At 70.0% G+C, this 16,616-nt stretch carries 15 protein-coding genes and 1 pseudogene; 10 read left to right on the forward strand and 6 right to left on the reverse strand.

The features are described 5' to 3' along the window. Positions 1–50 precede the first annotated feature (50 nt). Both OG594_RS16270 and OG594_RS16275 read right to left on the reverse strand, forming a co-directional pair. Positions 51–647: a hypothetical protein gene (locus OG594_RS16270; protein WP_266599472.1), complete on the reverse strand. Its 597-nt coding sequence runs from the start codon at positions 645–647 to the stop codon at positions 51–53. Positions 648–696: 49 nt separating this feature from the next. After that, positions 697–1,074 carry an FKBP-type peptidyl-prolyl cis-trans isomerase gene (locus OG594_RS16275; RefSeq protein WP_323185228.1) on the reverse strand — a complete coding sequence of 126 codons (378 nt, stop codon included), beginning with the start codon at positions 1,072–1,074 and terminating at the stop codon, positions 697–699. A gap of 1,330 nt (positions 1,075–2,404) precedes the next feature. On the opposite strand from OG594_RS16275, the gene OG594_RS16285 reads away from it, so the two are divergent. The 7 genes from OG594_RS16285 to OG594_RS16315 all read left to right on the forward strand — a co-directional run bounded on the left by OG594_RS16285 (position 2,405) and on the right by OG594_RS16315 (position 10,085). Next, positions 2,405–3,883 carry a CehA/McbA family metallohydrolase gene (locus OG594_RS16285; RefSeq protein WP_266599474.1) on the forward strand — a complete coding sequence of 493 codons (1,479 nt, stop codon included), beginning with the start codon at positions 2,405–2,407 and terminating at the stop codon, positions 3,881–3,883. A 217-nt stretch (positions 3,884–4,100) separates the two neighbouring features. Further along, positions 4,101–4,484, forward strand: a complete 384-nt coding sequence (locus OG594_RS16290; RefSeq protein WP_266599476.1) for a hypothetical protein — start codon at positions 4,101–4,103, stop codon at positions 4,482–4,484. Between the two features lie 191 nt (positions 4,485–4,675). Next, on the forward strand, positions 4,676–6,181 hold the full coding sequence (locus OG594_RS16295) for a GMC family oxidoreductase (RefSeq protein WP_266602938.1): 1,506 nt from the start codon (positions 4,676–4,678) through the stop codon (positions 6,179–6,181). 260 nt (positions 6,182–6,441) lie between these two features. Beyond that, positions 6,442–7,260, forward strand: coding sequence for an inositol monophosphatase family protein (locus OG594_RS16300; RefSeq protein WP_266599478.1), 819 nt, complete (start codon positions 6,442–6,444; stop codon positions 7,258–7,260). Between the two features lie 42 nt (positions 7,261–7,302). Next, positions 7,303–7,899 carry an NADPH-dependent F420 reductase gene (locus tag OG594_RS16305; protein ID WP_266599480.1) on the forward strand — a complete coding sequence of 199 codons (597 nt, stop codon included), beginning with the start codon at positions 7,303–7,305 and terminating at the stop codon, positions 7,897–7,899. Between the two features lie 130 nt (positions 7,900–8,029). Next, the gene (locus tag OG594_RS16310) at positions 8,030–8,794 is read left to right on the forward strand and encodes a hypothetical protein (RefSeq protein ID WP_266599482.1); all 765 of its coding nucleotides are present in this window, start codon (positions 8,030–8,032) and stop codon (positions 8,792–8,794) included. A 256-nt stretch (positions 8,795–9,050) separates the two neighbouring features. Continuing rightward, entirely contained in the window at positions 9,051–10,085 is a 1,035-nt protein-coding gene (locus tag OG594_RS16315) for a helix-turn-helix domain-containing protein (RefSeq protein WP_266599484.1), read from the forward strand. Positions 10,086–10,597: 512 nt separating this feature from the next. On the opposite strand, the pseudogene OG594_RS16320 reads toward OG594_RS16315, so the two are convergent. The 3 genes and pseudogenes from OG594_RS16320 to OG594_RS16330 form a co-directional block, all read right to left on the reverse strand. Continuing rightward, a pseudogene (locus OG594_RS16320) lies at positions 10,598–11,113 on the reverse strand (PIG-L deacetylase family protein); the annotation flags it as partial. A 114-nt stretch (positions 11,114–11,227) separates the two neighbouring features. Beyond that, positions 11,228–12,346, reverse strand: coding sequence for an acyl-CoA desaturase (locus tag OG594_RS16325; RefSeq protein WP_266599486.1), 1,119 nt, complete (start codon positions 12,344–12,346; stop codon positions 11,228–11,230). 7 nt (positions 12,347–12,353) lie between these two features. Continuing rightward, positions 12,354–13,409 (reverse strand): ferredoxin reductase, encoded by a 1,056-nt coding sequence (locus OG594_RS16330; RefSeq protein WP_266599488.1) that lies wholly within the window; start codon positions 13,407–13,409, stop codon positions 12,354–12,356. Positions 13,410–13,495: 86 nt separating this feature from the next. On the opposite strand from OG594_RS16330, the gene OG594_RS16335 reads away from it, so the two are divergent. Next, on the forward strand, positions 13,496–14,635 hold the full coding sequence (locus OG594_RS16335; protein ID WP_266599490.1) for a CdaR family transcriptional regulator: 1,140 nt from the start codon (positions 13,496–13,498) through the stop codon (positions 14,633–14,635). Between the two features lie 85 nt (positions 14,636–14,720). On the opposite strand, the gene OG594_RS16340 is transcribed toward OG594_RS16335, so the two are convergent. Continuing rightward, positions 14,721–15,851, reverse strand: coding sequence for an MFS transporter (locus OG594_RS16340; protein WP_266599492.1), 1,131 nt, complete (start codon positions 15,849–15,851; stop codon positions 14,721–14,723). On the opposite strand from OG594_RS16340, the gene OG594_RS16345 reads away from it, so the two are divergent. Then, a complete protein-coding gene (locus OG594_RS16345; RefSeq protein ID WP_266603170.1) occupies positions 15,739–15,987 on the forward strand; it encodes a hypothetical protein in 249 nt (82 codons plus the stop codon). The two genes, OG594_RS16340 and OG594_RS16345, sit on opposite strands and share 113 nt — an antisense overlap. Next, entirely contained in the window at positions 15,977–16,600 is a 624-nt protein-coding gene (locus OG594_RS16350) for a hypothetical protein (protein WP_266599494.1), read from the forward strand. The genes OG594_RS16345 and OG594_RS16350 overlap by 11 nt, the downstream gene beginning before the upstream one ends. The last annotated feature ends 16 nt before the right edge of the window (positions 16,601–16,616 follow it).

Below are 16,616 nucleotides of genomic sequence, written 5' to 3' on the forward strand. Positions count from 1 at the left end.
TAGGTGCGGCGGACTTCCGCCACGGTTCCCGACCGTCATCTCACACCGGGTCAGTCCCGGACGCCGTCGATGTCGACCAGTACGTGCCGGGGTCCGCGGAAGATCTGGTTGCGCCGGTACGGCGGCGGGTCCTCGACGAGCCGGGGGTTCTGCACCCGGCGGAAGAACTCGCCGACCGCGACCTGGACCTCGAGCCGCGCGAGCGGAGCGCCGAAGCAGAAGTGGATGCCCTGGCTGAATCCGAGGTGCTGGTTGTCGCGGCGCTCGAGGTCGAGCTCGTCGGGGTGCCGCAGCAGGGTGAGCACGCCGTGGGCGATGAGATTGACCGTGGTCTCGTGCCCGGCGAAGAGCAGGAGCACGGCATTGCTCGTGAGCAGGCCCTTCGGCATCCGTCCCTCCGGGCCGTCCTCGTGCACCATCGCTGAGAGCATGCCCGGGCCGGGCTGCCGGGCGTACCGGTCGTACAGCTCCACTGCGAACCGTCCGAACTCCTGCAGGGCCCGATTGCCCCCGGCCAGCCGGCTCCGGAACTCTTCGGAGGCGGTCTCGGGGCCGTACTCCCAAGCGTCCAGGGCGGTCTCGATCCAGTGGTGGAAGCGTGGCTCGTCCTCCAGCGGCACGCCCAGAACCTCGCATATCACCGTCACCGGCAGGGGATAGGCGAAGTCGTCGACGGCATCGAGCAGCAGGCCGTCCTCAGACCACTGAGAGGAGGTCCACCACGAAGACGAGCGTGGAACCCGCCGGGATCAACGGCGAGGGGGACTGGTTGCCGTAGCCGAGGCGCGGGGGAACGACGATCTGGCGCCGACCGCCGACCTTCATCCCCCTGAGTCCCCGGTCCCAGCCCTTGATGACCCTGCCACCACCCACGGCGAACTTGAACGGCTGGCCCCGGTCCCAGGAGGCGTCGAACTCCCTTCCGGACTCGAAGGTGACCCCGACGTAGTGAACCCGGACGACCCTGCCCGGCTTCGCCTCGGGGCCGTCCCCGACGACGAGGTCCCGGATGGTCAGCTCCTCGGGAGCGTCGCCCTCCGGAAGTTCGACCTCGGGCTTCGTCAGTTCACTCATCGCAACCTCGCTACTCTCCGCCGGCATTCCTCGTGCAGACCAGCCGAGCACATGGTCACTCCACGCAGTAGGTGATCACGCTACCGAGAACGCTGATCGACTGGAGTACATCACACCCCGCGGAGCGCGGCGCGGCGGGACGGTGCGCGCTCCGTCCCAGGCCGAGGACGCACCGGTCAGCGCCGCAGGGACGTGGCGAAGGTGGTTCCGGCCGGCGGTCGGCCGCGCGAGCTGTGCCGGCGGGTCGGGAAGGGGTGCGGCGGGGCGGGTCCGCGGGAGTTCGGCGCTGGCCCACTGGACCGCGCCGCCCAGGCGGGCTTGGAAGCGCAGGAGCCCGCCGTCCGCGTCGATCCAGTAGCGGTGTTGCCGAGCCGGCCGCTGCCCACGGGGGCGCCCGCGCTGACGGGGACCTCGCCGATCCGGTCCGCAGCCAGCGGGCGTCGCTGCGGGCCAGGAGCTGGGCGTTGTCGGGCCGGTCGGATCCGAGGTGCAGGAGGAGGAGCAGCATCGAGTCCAGCGCGGCCGAGTGCGGCTGGAGCGGGCGGTGGTTCCACCCGGAGGCGGGGGGCCGGTCGGGCAGGCCCCCGGTCCAGCGGGGCTGGTTGGCGAAGCCGTCGGGGGTCCAGTGCACGAGCTCCCGGGTGGGCGGTGCGGCGTCGTCGCGGAGCTCCGCGTAGCCGTGGTGCCCGCGCCAGTCGATGCGATCGGTGAGGGTGATGGTCCTGCCGCGGGACGTTCTCCAGTCCGGTCACCAGGACGCCGTTCTGCAAGTGGCTTCGGACGGTGAGGTTCTCGACGGTGACGCCGGGGGCAGTGACCGCGATGCCGTTGCCGCGCCGCCCTTCGCCGTCGATGACCACCCGATTGCGGTCGGTGCCGCGCAGGATGACCTGGCGCGTGCGGACCCGTACGGTCTCGCGGTAGCTGCCGGGGGAGACCAGTACCAGGTCGTGGGGGCGGGCCCGTTCGAGAGCGGCGGTGATGGTCGGCCTCTACATCTACCGGCTCTGACCCCTACATCAACGGCTCTGACCCCTCCCGAGGCAGGTCCGCCCCGTCGTAGCGCGCGTGGTACCCGCGCTACGACGGCGGCGCACGCAGCATCCGGTACGAGGAGAAGCCCAAGGGGCGATGGGCACCCGCCGGGGACGGGGGCCGACGGCGCTGCCGCGGGACGGTGAGCCGGGGTCGGGCCCGGAGCGGGTCCTCCCTCGTCCGCGCGACATGCGGCGGGCTGTGCGGCGCCCACCCGGCCGCGGTTGCTCCGCCCCGGGATGGTGATATTGACGTGTTCACGTCGTATTCACCTGCTCTCGGGATCCTGGGCTCCATGGCCCTCAGTAGACGAGCACTACTGGCACAGGCAGCCGCTTCGGCCACCGCCGTCGCCGCCCCCTCGCCCACCGTCGGCGCGGGCGGGGGACCCGCACCGACCACGACCACGACCCTGCGCGGCACGATCCCGCCCGGCGCACCGGACTTCGTGTACGTGCCGCTGGACGTCCCTTCCGGCGTGCGCGAGTTGCGCGTCTCCTACCGCTACGACAAGCCGCCCACCCCGCCGGGCACGCCGGGAAACGCCCTCGACATCGGCCTGTTCGACCAGCGGGGCACCGCGCTCGGCGGCCGCGGCTTCCGCGGCTGGTCCGGGGGTGCCCGGAGCGAATTCTTCCTCCGCGGGGACGAAGCCACCCCCGGCTATCTGCCGGGCCCCCTGGAGCGCGGCCGCTGGCAGATAGCCCTCGGCCCCTACACCGTGGCACCGCAGGGTCTGCCCTACGAGATCACCGTCACGTTCGTCCACGGCGCACCGGCACCCTCCGTCCCCGTGGCCTACCCGCCCCAGCGCATCCCGGGCCGGGGCCGGGCGTGGTACCGCGGGGACTGCCACGTCCACTCCGTGCACTCCGACGGCCGCCGCACCCCGACCGAGATCATCGCCCTCGCGCGCGCCGCCGGCCTGGACTTCGTCAACACCTCCGAGCACAACACCCACAGTTCCCACACCGCCTGGGCGGGCGCCGCCGACAGCGGGCTCCTCGTCCTCACCGGTGAGGAGGTCACCACACGGACCGGCCACGTCCTGGCCGTGGGCACGGACCCGGGCACCTTCATCGACTGGCGCTACCGGGCCCGTGACGGCCGCTTCGCCCGATTCGCCCGCGCGGTCCGGCAGGCGGGCGGCCTGGTCGTGCCCGCACATCCGCACGCCACCTGCATCGGCTGCGCCTGGAAGTTCGGCCTCGGGGAGGCCGACGCCGTGGAAGTGTGGAACGGCCCCTGGACGGCTGACGACGAGGTGTCCCTGGCCTCCTGGGACGCCACCCTGTGCGGGGCGAACGGCGCCCGCTGGCTGCCCGCTCTGGCGCACAGCGACTACCACCGCGACCCGGACCGCATCGGGGGTCCCCAGACCGTCGTCCTGGCCGACGACCTGTCCCGCGAGTCGATACTGGCGGGGCTGCGCGCCGGACGGGCCTACGCCGCCGAATCCTCGGCGGTCTCCGTGGACTTCACCGCGGTCACCCCGCGGGGGGCCCACGCGGGCATCGGGGAGGGGCTGGCCGTGGCCGATCCAGGCGCGGAGGTCCTCGTACGGCTGTCGGTGACCGGTGCGGCGGGCTGCGAGCTGCGGCTGGTGACGGACCAGGGCCTGGCCCTCACCGTGCCCGCGGCGACGGCCCTCGAATGGCGCACGACGCCCGCCCGCACCGCCTACGTCCGCGCAGAAGTCCGGCATCCACCCCAGGCGCCGCCCCTCCCCGGGCCGCCGGCCGCCCTCACCAACCCGATCTGGCTACGCCCCTGACGATCGCGGGAGCCTGCCCCCGGCCCCGGCACTTTCCCGCCGGATCCCTCGCTGCGCCCCGGCTGCGCACCGCCGTTCACGGCTGCGCACCGCCGTTCACGGCTGCGCACCGCCGTTCACGGCTGCGCACCGCCGTTCACGGCTGCTGCACCGGCCACGCGGCCGTTTCGCCGCCGAGCGCCTCGGGCCCTCGACGAGCAGCCTGACCCAGTGCTGCGTGACGCCGACCGTCTTGCCACTTGCCACTCGTATGGCGCTGAGGTTCCGAACGAACGTCGCGCAGGTTCAAGTACGTGCCGTGTCGGTATTCCTAAGATTCGACGGCAGAAGGGAAACCCGGGCTGTTCCTGGACGGGTACACACCAAGGACAAGAAACGCGTGAAACAAGAGAAGTCCAGCCGCATGGCCGTCATCGCAGGTACCGGCGCCGACACGGACATCCCCAACAGGGTGATCGGCAATGGCCGGACCGGGCGCGCCCAGGCCCCTCGGATCAAGATGATCCTTTGCCACCGGGACATCTCGGTGTCCGTCAGCACCAGCAGCGCGCGCAGCCTGCCTGCGGACAGTCCTGTCCCACTGGAGCCCGCTCGCCGCTGATCAGCCGGCTCCACGCCTTCTGCGCGCCGAGCTCGGCGGCGGACGAGCGAGGCACAGGGCCGACCTGAAGAGAACCATCCCAACTTTTCGGCCCCTTTCGTACGTGCAAGCAATCAGCTCTTTGATCGTCGAGGAGCTCTTTTCCTGAAACCCGGTGGTCGGACAGTGCTGCCGTGGGAAGCGGAGACATGATGGGCCAGAGTCCTTATGACTATGTCGTGGTGGGAGCGGGGACGGCGGGGTGCGTGATTGCCTCCCGGCTTTCGGAACGCCCCGGCGTGAGGGTGCTGTTGCTGGAGGCGGGAGCCGGGGACGCGACCGAGGCGATGGCGTCCCCTTGGGGGTTCCTGGGGTTCGACCCGTCATCCCTCTGGCTGGGCGCCTCGACCGTGCAGGCCGGTACGGGCAGGGCCGCTGACGTGCTGCGCGGTAGGGCGCTCGGCGGATCGTCGAGCATCAACGGCCTCTACCACCTGCGGGGGCACCGCTCCGGCTACGACGAATGGCCCGGACTCGGTGCTCCGGGCTGGGGTTTCGACGATCTGCTGCCCTATTTCCGCCGCAGCGAGCGCACGCGCAGTCGTGACGCCTCCGTGCGGGGCACGGACGGGCCGGTCGTGGTCGCCCCGGTTCCGGAACCCCATCCCCTGGCCACGGCGTGCGTCGACGCCGCGGTGCAGGCCGGGTTCACACGCGCCGATGACATCGGCGGCGGGCTGGAGACCGGGTTCGGGTGGAGTGACATGAATCTGCCCGGCGGCACCCGCCAGAGCGCGGCCGACGCCTACATCCGTCCGTTCCTCGACCGGCCGAACCTGGACGTCGTCACGGACGCGACCGTGCAGCGGCTGCGCATCACCGCGGGCCGCTGCACCGGCGTCGAGTACACCGTGGGTGGCGAGCACCTGTCCGTCGAGAGCGCCGAGGTCATAGTGACCGCGGGGGCCATCGGTTCCGCGCACCTCCTGATGCTGTCGGGGATCGGCCCGGCACGACACCTCGGCGAACACGGCATCGGCGTCGTCGCCGACCTGCCGGGAGTGGGATCCCATCTGCAGGACCATCCGATGGCGGGCGTGGTGTACGAGGCCAGCCGGCCCGTACCGTTCGTTCCTGCCAACCCGCCGGCCGAAATGATGGGCTTGCTGTACAGCGACCCCGCCGCGGCCCGGCCGGACCTTCAGGTCTACGTCGTTGCCGCACCGCTCCCGTCGGCATGGGGTCAGCCGCCGGCGGGCGGCTACTCCATCGCCTTCTCCGCGATGGCTCCGCACAGCAGCGGCACCGTGCGCCTCGCGGACGCCGATCCCGCCAGCGCTCCCGTCGTCGACCCCGGCTACCTGAGCGACGACCGTGACCTGGAGGTCATGCGCAGGGGCCTGGCAGTGGCACGCCGCATCGGGGAGGCCGACGCGTTCGCCGACTGGCGCAAGCAGGAAGCGGTGCCGGGCTCCGGGACGAGCGGCGAATCCGTGGAAGAGTTCATCCGCAAGGCGACCGGCCCCTACTTCCACTTCACCGGCACCTGCCGGATGGGAACCGACGCCGATGCCGTCGTCGACCCCGCGAACCTTCGCGTACACGGAATCGCCGGACTGCGGGTCGCCGATGCCTCGGTGATGCCGTCCATCCCCTCGGCCAACACCAACGCGACCGTCTACGCCATCGCCGAACGGGCTGCCGAACTGCTCGACTGAGCCTTCTTCCGCGCCCACGGCGCTTCCACAACGCGCTTCATCCCCACCCGTCCTGCGCCGAATGCGGCCTGACGTGCAGGCCCGCGGCCAGGGCGCGGCGGGCAGGTCCACATTCAATTGCATGTGAGTAATCCTTGCCGTTCTTCACATGCACTTGAGGTTAATGGTGGGGCTCTATACCTTCGAAACGAAAGCGCGAGAAGCAACGCGCAGTTCGGCCCGACCGGCCTCATCACCCCTCCTCAGACAGGAGCACCACCATGTCCGAAACGCTTCAGACCACTGATGTCGTCACCTCCGACGCCGACCTGCTCGACCGCACCGCGACCGCCGTGCGCGCCGCCGGTGCGGCGCTGCGCGAGCGCTTCGGCGACGTGGTCCGCTACGAGACCCGCGACGAGCTGATGCACGCGCTCGCCGTCAACGACAACACGGCCCTCGACATCCTGCGCCCCCGTCTCACGAGCCTGCGCCCGGAGGCGAGTTGGGTGGAGGACGAGCTGGACGGCGGGGCGCTGCCGCCCGGCGAGTGGTGGGTCGTGGACCCGGCCGAAGGCAACGTCAACCACCTGCACGCCCTCCCGGAGTGGGCGGTGACGGCCACCCTCGTACGGGAGAACCAGCCGGTGCTCACCGTGGTCCACCTGCCGCTGACCGGCGAGACCTACACCGCGCTCACCGGCGCCGGCGCCCACCTCGACGGCCGGCCGCTGCACGTCTCCCAGACCGCGAACCTCGGCCTGAGCATCGTGGCCACCAGCCAGGCCCGGCCGGACGAGGACGAGAAGGTCGTACGGCGCGTCGGCTCCTCGATCACCGCGATGCTCTTCGACGCGCTCGTCGTCCGTACCGCCGTACCCGCGACCCTGCACCTGACGAACGTCGCCGCCGGCCGGATCGACGCCTTCTGGCAGTTCGCCGGCGCCCGAGCGGACCTGCTGCCCGGCGCGCTGCTCGTCACCGAGGCCGGCGGACGGATCTCCGACGCCGAGGGCCGCCCCTGGACCCCGCAGAGCGACAGCTTCCTGGCCACCGCGCCCGGCGTCCATGCCGAGGCCGTCGCCACGCTCTCCCGCTGATCCCGCACACCACAACCGCACCCACGCAAGGACCACATCACCATGACCACGATCGCAGTTCTCGGAAACGGCCGCGTCGGCGGCAACCTGGCCGCAGCCCTCACCCGGGCCGGGCACGAGGTGACCGTCGCGGACCGCGCGCCGGGGGCCGCCGCCGACGCTGCCCGGACGGCCCGGATCGTCATCAACGCCACCCCGGGCGCCGGCTCCCTGGAACGTCTCGCCGCCCTGCGCGAAGAGCTGCACGGCAAGATCCTCATCGACGTCTCCAACGCCACCGTCGACGGACCGGACGGACTGCCCGCCGACCTCATCTACCCCGGCTCGAGCCTCGCCGAACAGCTTCAGGAAGCACTCCCCGAAACGCACGTCGTCAAGACGCTCAACACCATGCTCTTCCCGGTGATGACCGCGCCGGCCACGCTCACCCAGACGCCCACCGCCTTCCTCTCCGGCGAGGACCCGCTGGCCAAGCAGACCGTCCGCGAACTGCTGGTCGACCTCGGCTGGCACAAGGAATGGATCACCGACCTCGGCGGGATCCGGACCGCCCGCGCCACGGAGGCCGCGATCCTGTTCGTCCCGCACGTCATCCGGTCCACCGGATTCACCCCCTTCGCGATCTCGATCGCCCGCTGACGGTCGAGCCGTGCAAGCAGCAGGTGACCGGAGTCGGCGCCGGCACGGACATCAGAGTGCCGGCGTCCAGGTCGACGTCCCGGTGCGACAGGCTGATCTCGGCCGAGACGGCTCGGCAAGCACGATCGGCATGGCCCGCTGGCTGGAAGACGCCCGGATTCGGCTACGGCTGCACCGCTTCGAACGCCTCATCGGTGAGCGGGGGTTCGGCCCGTTCCAGATACTGCTCGTCGGTCAACGGGTCAGCCGGCTCGCTCCGGCTGGACCGGTCGGTACCCGCGTGCAGGTGCACACCGGCGTTCGCCGGGTCGGGCGCTCCTCCGTCACCTTCGGACAGGAGGTCGTGGTCGGCGACGAGCGTGTGGGCAGTGGCGACGCGACGGTCGTGCTGGCCGGCAAGTCGGGGCCGCTCCCGCTTCCAGACGAGCTGATCGCCGATCTCGACGAGATGCAGCTACCGGAGGCAGGGGTGGCGGGAAGGCCGGCCGCCACCCGTCCGCGCCCCGAGCGCCTGCACCGTGCCCACTACGCGTACGGGGCCCCGCTGCGTTCCCGGATCGGTGACGTCGACTCCAACCAGCACGTCAACTTCATCGCACTGGCCACTTGGTACGACGAGGCCGTCGCCGCATTCACCCTGGACTCGATCGGGACGACCGCTCGGGGCTCGGTGCCGGATCTGCCGCCCTGGTCGTACGAGATCCAGTATCTCGGTGAGGTGACCTACCCGGGCGACTACGAGGTCGCGCTCACGGTCCGTTCTTTCGACGCCGGGTCCGTGCACTACGAACTCGGTGTCTTCCGAGGCAGCACCTGCCTGGGCGTGGCCGACGCCATCGGCCCACGCGGCAAACTGAGCGCCAGCCACTTGCCGTTACCTCCGGCGGGGCTCTGACCGAGGCGGCGAAGGAGTCCCGGTCGTCGAAACGAAGCCCGGGGCGAACCGACCACCGCGGCGCGTAGTCGGGCGATCAGCTCGTCTCGCCGCATCAGAAGCATCAGCTCGGCTCTCGACCGCTGCAATGCGAGCCACCTATAGGAAGATTGGCACGGTGTCCATATGAGTCATGGCGCCATCCTGCGGAACACGATCACCACACGATCACCACAGGATGGCGCTGAAGCAATGAATACGAGAGGACCGGAGAGGGATGCACGGTACTGGAGCGGAGGTCGACGGCGCACGCGGGGTGTTCGCCGTGGACTCGACCGCCCCGGGCTCCGCACCGCGGGGACTCGACGCTTTCCGGCGCGGGTGGGAGACGCAGGTCGGCGACGACGTCTTCCAACTGCCGGCCTTCAGCCCGGACACGATCGGTGACTTCCGGGTCAAGGGCAACGTGGCCAAAGTGCACGGCGCGGCGATCGCCGATCTTCACGCCGCGTCGGCAACCCGGACCGCGGACGTCCCGGGCGGCGATCAGGATCTGGTTGCCATGTACGTCGTGCGGCGCGGCGCATGGACTCTGGGCGGCCCGCCCGGTTACGGCGACCAGACCGTGTCGGCCGGGCAGTTCCTCGTCCGGCACCTCGGGCGCCTGACGGCCTTCGAGACGACGGCGCACCTCACGGCGAAGTTCCTCGTCCTGCCCCCCGGCGAGCTCAAACCCCTGCTCGGGACCCGGGTCATCACCGGGCCGGCGGACTCGGCCGAGATGCGCTTGCTGACGGCCCTTACAGACGTGATCCACACCACCGTGGCCGACCTCGGCCCGGCCGGTGTGGCAGCTGCCCAAGCCACCCTGATCGAGCTGACCAAGGCGGTGGCGAAGGGCCGGTTCGACGACGTAGAACCCCGGTTGGCTCCCGCGCTCGCCCAGGCGGCCAAGGACCTCGCGGACCGTCGGCTCGCTGATCCCGAACTTTCTCCGGCGGTGCTCGCGCGTGAACTCAACGTCTCCGTCCGTACGCTGAACCGGGCATTCGCCGCGGTGGGTGAGCAGGTGACCACCTACATCCGCCACCGGCGACTGCACGAGGCCCGGCTCGCCCTGGTCTCGCCGTCAGGGCGCCTGAGCATTTCGGAACTCGCCGCACACTGGCAGTTCGCGGACGGCAGTCACTTCACCCGAGCCTTCAAGAAGCACTACGGTCAGACTCCCACCGAGTACGCCCGCTCGACCGGAGCGGCCTCGCCCTCGCCGAACGGGCACCCGCCGGGCCACCGGCTGGCCGAAGGCGCGTGACCAGAGGTACGGCCGCAGTCCAGCGGAGCGGAGCCGCGTCCGGCAGGGCCCAGAATCCGCCGGCTGGGTCGGGCCCTGGTCCGTGACCGGTCCGGAAACGGCGGGCAGTGGCAGGGCCGGCTGTGCGCAGCACGAGCCGCTGAGAGCGCCCGACCGGATCGCGCCCGCAGCGCAGCAACGTACGGCAGCGGCGGGCAGTGTGTGCGGCTTGTCCGGCTTCACGCTCCCGGCCGTCCTGCGTGACACCGTCCAGGACGCCGGCTCCACCTGGATCTGTGGAACTGCCACGAGGGAGGGGACGGCGCAGGCCTACGCAACCTTGCCCCCGACCGAGCTGGAACCGGATCAGCGCAGAGCTGGTGGAGCAGTTCTGAGTCCCCTCGCCCACGCGCCTTCCAGCAGGCCAGTCACACGAGTTCGATCTTTGTGACCGGTCTGCTGCGCGTTGGCGTCCGGATGCGGCTCGGCAGTGCATGCGCCTCCCTGCCTCCCCAGGGATCCCTCCGAGCCCTTCAGGCCGATAGTTCGCGGACGCTGGGGTGCGTCGAGGCGAGGTCGTGACGGATGAAGTACTCGGTGCCGAGGATCTCTTCCCGGTCCTGCGCCGAGAGCCCGCTCAGCAGGGCCGGGAGCGAGCGGGCTCGGGCTGTCTCCGAACGGTGTGCGCGGATGGCAGCCCACTTGAGGTCCAGCCGGGGCCGGACGTCCACTGCTGCGGTGACCATCTCGTCCGGGACCGTGTGAAGGCGCTTGCCGACCCCGGACACCAGGCTGGCGCGGCCGGAGCCGGCGGACTCCGGGTGTGCCGAGAGGTACGGAGCGGTGGGCTGCCACGAGGGCCCGGCCTCGGGGAAGGCGCCGGGGAAGGCGCCGGGGACGCCGGCCGAGTGCGCGGCGAGCAGGGTGACCCGGTGGGTGTGGATGTGGTCGGGGTGCCCGGAGGACCCGTGGGCGTCGTGGGTGACGATCAGGTCCGGCCGGCATTCGCGCACGTGGGCCACCAGACGCTTCACCGTCTCGTCCAGTGGGGTGTCGCGGACGCGATCGAGGGCTACTGGAAGGGCATTTCACCGAACCCGGCGGTGCCGCCCGTACGGCCGGTACGGCCGGTACGGCCGAAAGATCTGAACCGGTACCGGGAATCAGGCAGCGACGAGCTCCTGCTCGCGGTCCGGCGTATCGACCTTGGGCTTCTTGTTCGGCAGCGAGAGCCGGAAGACCTTGCGCCACGCGGAGAACACCTGCTTGGGCAGCGGCCCGGTGACGTACTCCAGCTCGTACTTGTCGAACAGTGCGCGCACCTTCACCGCGACCTCGGCGTACCGGTTGCTCGGCAGGTCCGGGAACAGGTGGTGCTCGATCTGGTGCGAGAGGTTGCCGGTCATGAAATGCATGGCCCTGCTGCCGCTGATGTTCGCCGAGCCCATCATCTGGCGCAGGTACCACTGGCCGCGCGTCTCGCCCTTGATCGACCGGCGTTCGAAGACCTGCACGCCCTCGGGGAAGTGCCCGCACATGATCACCGAATGGGTCCAGATGTTGCGGACCAGGTTCGCGGTGAACGTCGCGGCGAGCGTGGTGAGGAACGAGGGGCCCGACAGCAGCGGGTGGATCACGTAGTCCTTGAGCACCTGCTTGCGGATCTTGCGGCCCACGGCCCTGGCCCGCGCGCGGAACTCCGGGTTCTTGCGGCGGCGCTTGTGCAGGTTCTTGCCGAGCTCCAGGTCGTACGCTGCGATGCCGTACTCGAAGAAGCAGGCGTTGAGGAAGTTCCACAGCGGCTGGCCGAGGTGGAACGGGTGCCACCTTTGGTCCTCGTCGACGCGCATGATGCCGTAGCCGAGGTCGTTGTCCTTGCCGATCACGTTGGTGTACGTGTGGTGCAGCTCGTTGTGCGAGTGCTTCCACTGGTCGGACGGCGAGACGTGGTCCCACTCCCAGGTGGTGGAGTGGATCTTCGGGTCCCGCATCCAGTCCCACTGGCCGTGCAGGACGTTGTGGCCGATCTCCATGTTGTCCATGATCTTCGCCACGGACAGCCCGGCGGTGCCGATCAGCCACGCGGGCGGGAAGAACGAGAACAGCAGCACGCCCCTGCTGACCAGCTCGAGCTTGCGCTGCGCCGAGATCACCTTCCGGATGTAGGCGGCGTCCTTCTCGCCCCGGCTGGCGATCACCTCGTCGCGGATCGCGTCCAGCTCGCGGCCGAGCTCCTCGATCTGCTCCGCGGTCAGGTGGGCGGTGGGGTCGATGGCGGTCAAGGTGCTCCTACCGTTCGATGTCGCAGGGGCCCGCCGCGGCGGACACGCAGGTCTGGATGAGGACGCCCGGCTCGGCCTCGGTGATCTCGCCGGTGCGCAGGTCGCGGACGGCGCCCGCCTTGAGCGGCGTGACGCAGCCGAAGCAGATGCCCATACGGCACCCGGACGGCATGAGCACGCCGGCCTCCTCGCCGACGTCCAACAACGGCGTGGCGCCGTCCGCGTCGACGCTCTTGCCGGTGGCGCTGAACGTGACCTCGCCGCCATCACCGGCGACGACGATGCTGGGGCGGAAGCGTTCGGTGTGCAGGCGCTCTTCGACGCCGTGTTCGCTCCAAAACTCTTCGGCGGCGTCGAGCAGGCCCGCGGGCCCGCAGGCCCAGGTCTCGCGCTCGGCCCAGTCGGGTACCAGTTCGTCGAGCCGGGCGATGTCGAGCACGCCGTCCGTGTCGGTGTGCACCTCGGTGAGCCGCAGCTTCTCGTCCGCGACCAGGTCGTGCAGTTCGTTGCGGAAGATCACGTCTTGTGGCCGTGGCGCGCAATGGACCATGACGACGTCGTCGAACTCGATGTCACGCAGCATGCCCATCACAGGCGTGATGCCACTGCCGGCCGTCAGGTAGAGCACCTTGGCGGGCCGGGCCTTCGGCAGTACGAAGTCACCGGTCGGCTGGTCGAGCTGGACCAGCGTGCCGGGCTTCGCCTTGCGGACCAGGTGGTTGCTGACCTTGCCGTCCGGGATCGCCTTCACGGTGATCGTGACGCGGCCGTCCTGGCGGTTCGTCGGCGAGGTGATGGAGTAGGCGCGCCACAGGCGCCTCCCGTCGACGTCGACCCCGATCCGCACGTACTGACCGGCCGTGTGACCGCGCCAGCCCCTTCCCGGCCTGATCACGATGGTCGCGGCGTCAGCCGTCTCGGGGTGTACGGCCTCGATGCGCCCACGCAGGTCAGCGCCCGCACGCAGCGGGCTGACCAGGTCGAGGTAGTCCGACGGCAGCAGCGGCGTCGTGATCATCTCCAGCAGTTTCCACGCCCCACTGCGGAGGGTTGTACTTGTCATGGCCCTAGCTTGATGCGCCTCAGGGCGTAAAGTCCTGACCGCAAGACGTAAATTTGGTCAGCTGGATTGTTCGCAGGGAATAAAACATGAGCCATCCAATCCGGAGGGTCACCGAACTGGTCCTGGAGCAGGCGACGGTCACCGCCATCCGGGCCGGGCTGAAGACCACCGCCGACGAGGTCGTCCAGGCGATCATCGACGAGGTCCCTCCCTACGCCAACGCCCTTTCGGGCCGCATGGGCGTCACCATCCGCCGAGCGGTCCGCACCGCCCTGGGGCACTATCTGGACCTCGCGAGCGGGAACGCCACGGGCGGCGACGCCGGTGACGCGGCCTACGAGCTGGGCCGGGGCGAGGTGCGCGACGGGCGTTCGATGGACGCCCTGCTCAGCGCCTACCGCGTCGGCGCCCGCGTGGCCTGGCGATGCCTGGCAGCGGGTGCCGTACCCGCAGGTCTGCCTGCCGCCGAGGTCGCCAAGTTCGCCGAGCTGACCTTCGCCTACATCGACGAGCTCTCCGCCGCGAGCGCCGCGGGCCACGCCGACGAACTGGCCGCCCGGGGCCGGGACCACGAGCGCCACCTGGAACACCTGGCCCGCGACCTCCTCGCCGGTGCGAGCCCGGACGTGCTGCTGGCCTCCGTTCAACGGGCCGGGTGGCAGCCTCCGGTTTCGCTGACCGCCGTCTTGCTGCCCGCCGCCCAGGCCCGGCCCGCCTACCGGGCGCTCGACCCGAGCACCCTCGTCCTCGACGATCTGCCGGACGCCTTCGGTGTGCTGCTGGTCCCCGATGCCGACCGGTCGCATCTCTTGCGGCAGCTGACCGACCGCGCTGCCGTGGTCGGCCCGGCCCGGCCATGGACCCGTGCATCCGCCTCGTACGCACGAGCCGTACGCGCGCGCTCCCTCTCCTCCGACATCCGCGACACCGAGGAGCACCTGCCCGAGCTGGTGCTGAGCGCCGACGTGGACGCGTTCGCAGACCTGCGGGCCCGAGCCCTCGCGCCGTTGCGGACCTTGCCCGTCGCGACCGCACGGCGGCTGGAGGAGACGTTGCGGGCGTGGCTGCTGCACCAGGGCAGGCGGGACGAGGTGGCGGCGGCGTTGTTCGTCCATCCCCAGACCGTTCGGTACCGGATGTCGCAGCTCCGGGAGGTGTTTCCGGATCTCGCATCGCCCCACCGGGTCCTCGAGCTGACCCTGGCGGTCGGTCTTCGGGTCAGCTGACGCGTACTTCGACCGTCCGCGTCATGGCGTCGACGAGGGCGCGCTCCATGGGCTGGGGCGGGCGGCCGCCCCGATCGCGGTGTGGCTAGGAGGCCTTGGGCCACCTGTACCTTCCGGCCCAGTGGGCCCAGGCCACGAGGACCATCAGGACGGCTGCCAGTCCGCCCAGGACCATGACTGCGGAGGGCGAGGAGCGGTCGAGGACAGCCCCTCCGACCAAGGCTCCGATGGAGATCGTGGCCTGGAAGGAGGCGGTGAAGAGGACCGAGGACGCCTCGGGGGAGTCCGGGGCGGCCTTGGAGAACCAGGTCTGGGAGCAGACCGGGACAGCGCCGTAGGCGACGCCCCAGACGACCAGTAGTGCCACTGCGCCGGCGTCCGAGTGCCCCAGGACGGGCAGGAGGAGGGTCGCGCCGGCGATCAGCGCGGCGGCCGTGGCGAAGGTGGACCGCGGGTAGCGTCCCGCCGTGGCTCCGCCTAGGAAGTTGCCGGCGATGCCGGCCGCTCCGTAGATGAGCAGGTAGACCGTGATGAGACCCGAACTGACATGGGTCACCTGCTCCAGGAACGGGGTGACGTAGGTGTACGTGCCGAAGTGGGCGAGCACGACGAGGAAAGTCATGACCAGGGCGAAGCGGGTGTTGACGCTTCGGAGCATTCCACCGAGGACGTCGAGGCGCGTCGCCTGGTCGGAAGGCAGGGGCGGAACGACCGCGAGCAGCAGCACGAGGACGGCCAGCGTGAAGCCGCCCATGACGAGGAACGCCGTCCGCCAGCCTGCGATGTCACCGATGAACGTGCCCAGCGGCACGCCGAGTACGGAGCCGAGCGGTACGGCGGAGAAGATCACCGAGGTCGCGCGGCCCACGGACTTCGCGGGAACCAGCTGGCTGGCGAGTCCGGCGCCGATGGACCAGAATCCGCCGATGGTGATGCCCACCATGACGCGGGAGATCAGGACCAGCCAGTAGCTCGAGGCGACGGCGGCCAGGAAGTTGGCCAGCGTCAGCAGCAGGATGAACACACCCAGCATGACCCGCCGGTCGATCCGCCCGGTGGCCACCGTGACCACGGGGGCCGAGACCGCGGCGAGGAATCCTGGCATGGTCATCATGAGACCAGCCATTCCGTCCGAAATGGTGAAACTCGATCCGATCGACGTGAGAAGGCCGATCGGAAGAATCTCGGTCGTGACGATGGAGAAGATCCCTAGCATGACCGAAATGACGGCCAGCCAAGAGATGAACGGCGAGCGGTCCGTCGGTGCGGGGGATTGGATAGAAGTGGCGGTTGCTGTGGACATGAATTCCGTCCTGAGTTGGGCATCACGTGCAGAGTTGCGTGATCTCTAGCCCAGCAGAAACGGGCACCATCTTCTGGCAGATTACCGACACCAACAACCGACCCCTTGCGGCGTCGAGAGTGATCCGGCTGCACCCACAGAGTGTCACCAGTTCCGGTGTTTCAGCAGGTCAACGGGTCGAGAAACTGTCCGCGCAGGAAAAACGTCGCGTGATGGTTCACGTCGCGAACCTGCCGGACGGCGACTCGATTCGATGTTGTTCTGGTTCTCCCGCGTCGCATGTCGTGTCGCTGCGCCGCCGCAGTGGGCGTATCGGTCCGACGAGGTCGTCAGCTGAATTGAGGAGAAGAGTGTTCGAGCCTGAAGAGGTAATCCGAAAGAACGTGCAGGAGAAGGCGGCGGGACTCGACCGCGACGGTGTCTGCGCACAGAAGCGAGAAGCGCAACGCAGGTACGACGCCAGCACGCCGGGGTATTGCGTCGAGCTGGTCATGCGACGGGAACAGCTGGACGAGTACGTCAAGGAATGGCAGCGCGTACTTGACGAGATGTGCTGCTGCACCCCGCCGACCCGCTCAGCGGCCGGCGCGGCGACCCCACGGAGCGGATCGACCTCGAACCCTCCGCGCTCGCCTTCTCGTTCGACCACCGCGTCCGGGTGAGAGGAGACGCGTCGTG

Source organism: Streptomyces sp. NBC_01214, from assembly GCF_026340975.1.
Classification (GTDB): domain Bacteria; phylum Actinomycetota; class Actinomycetes; order Streptomycetales; family Streptomycetaceae; genus Streptomyces.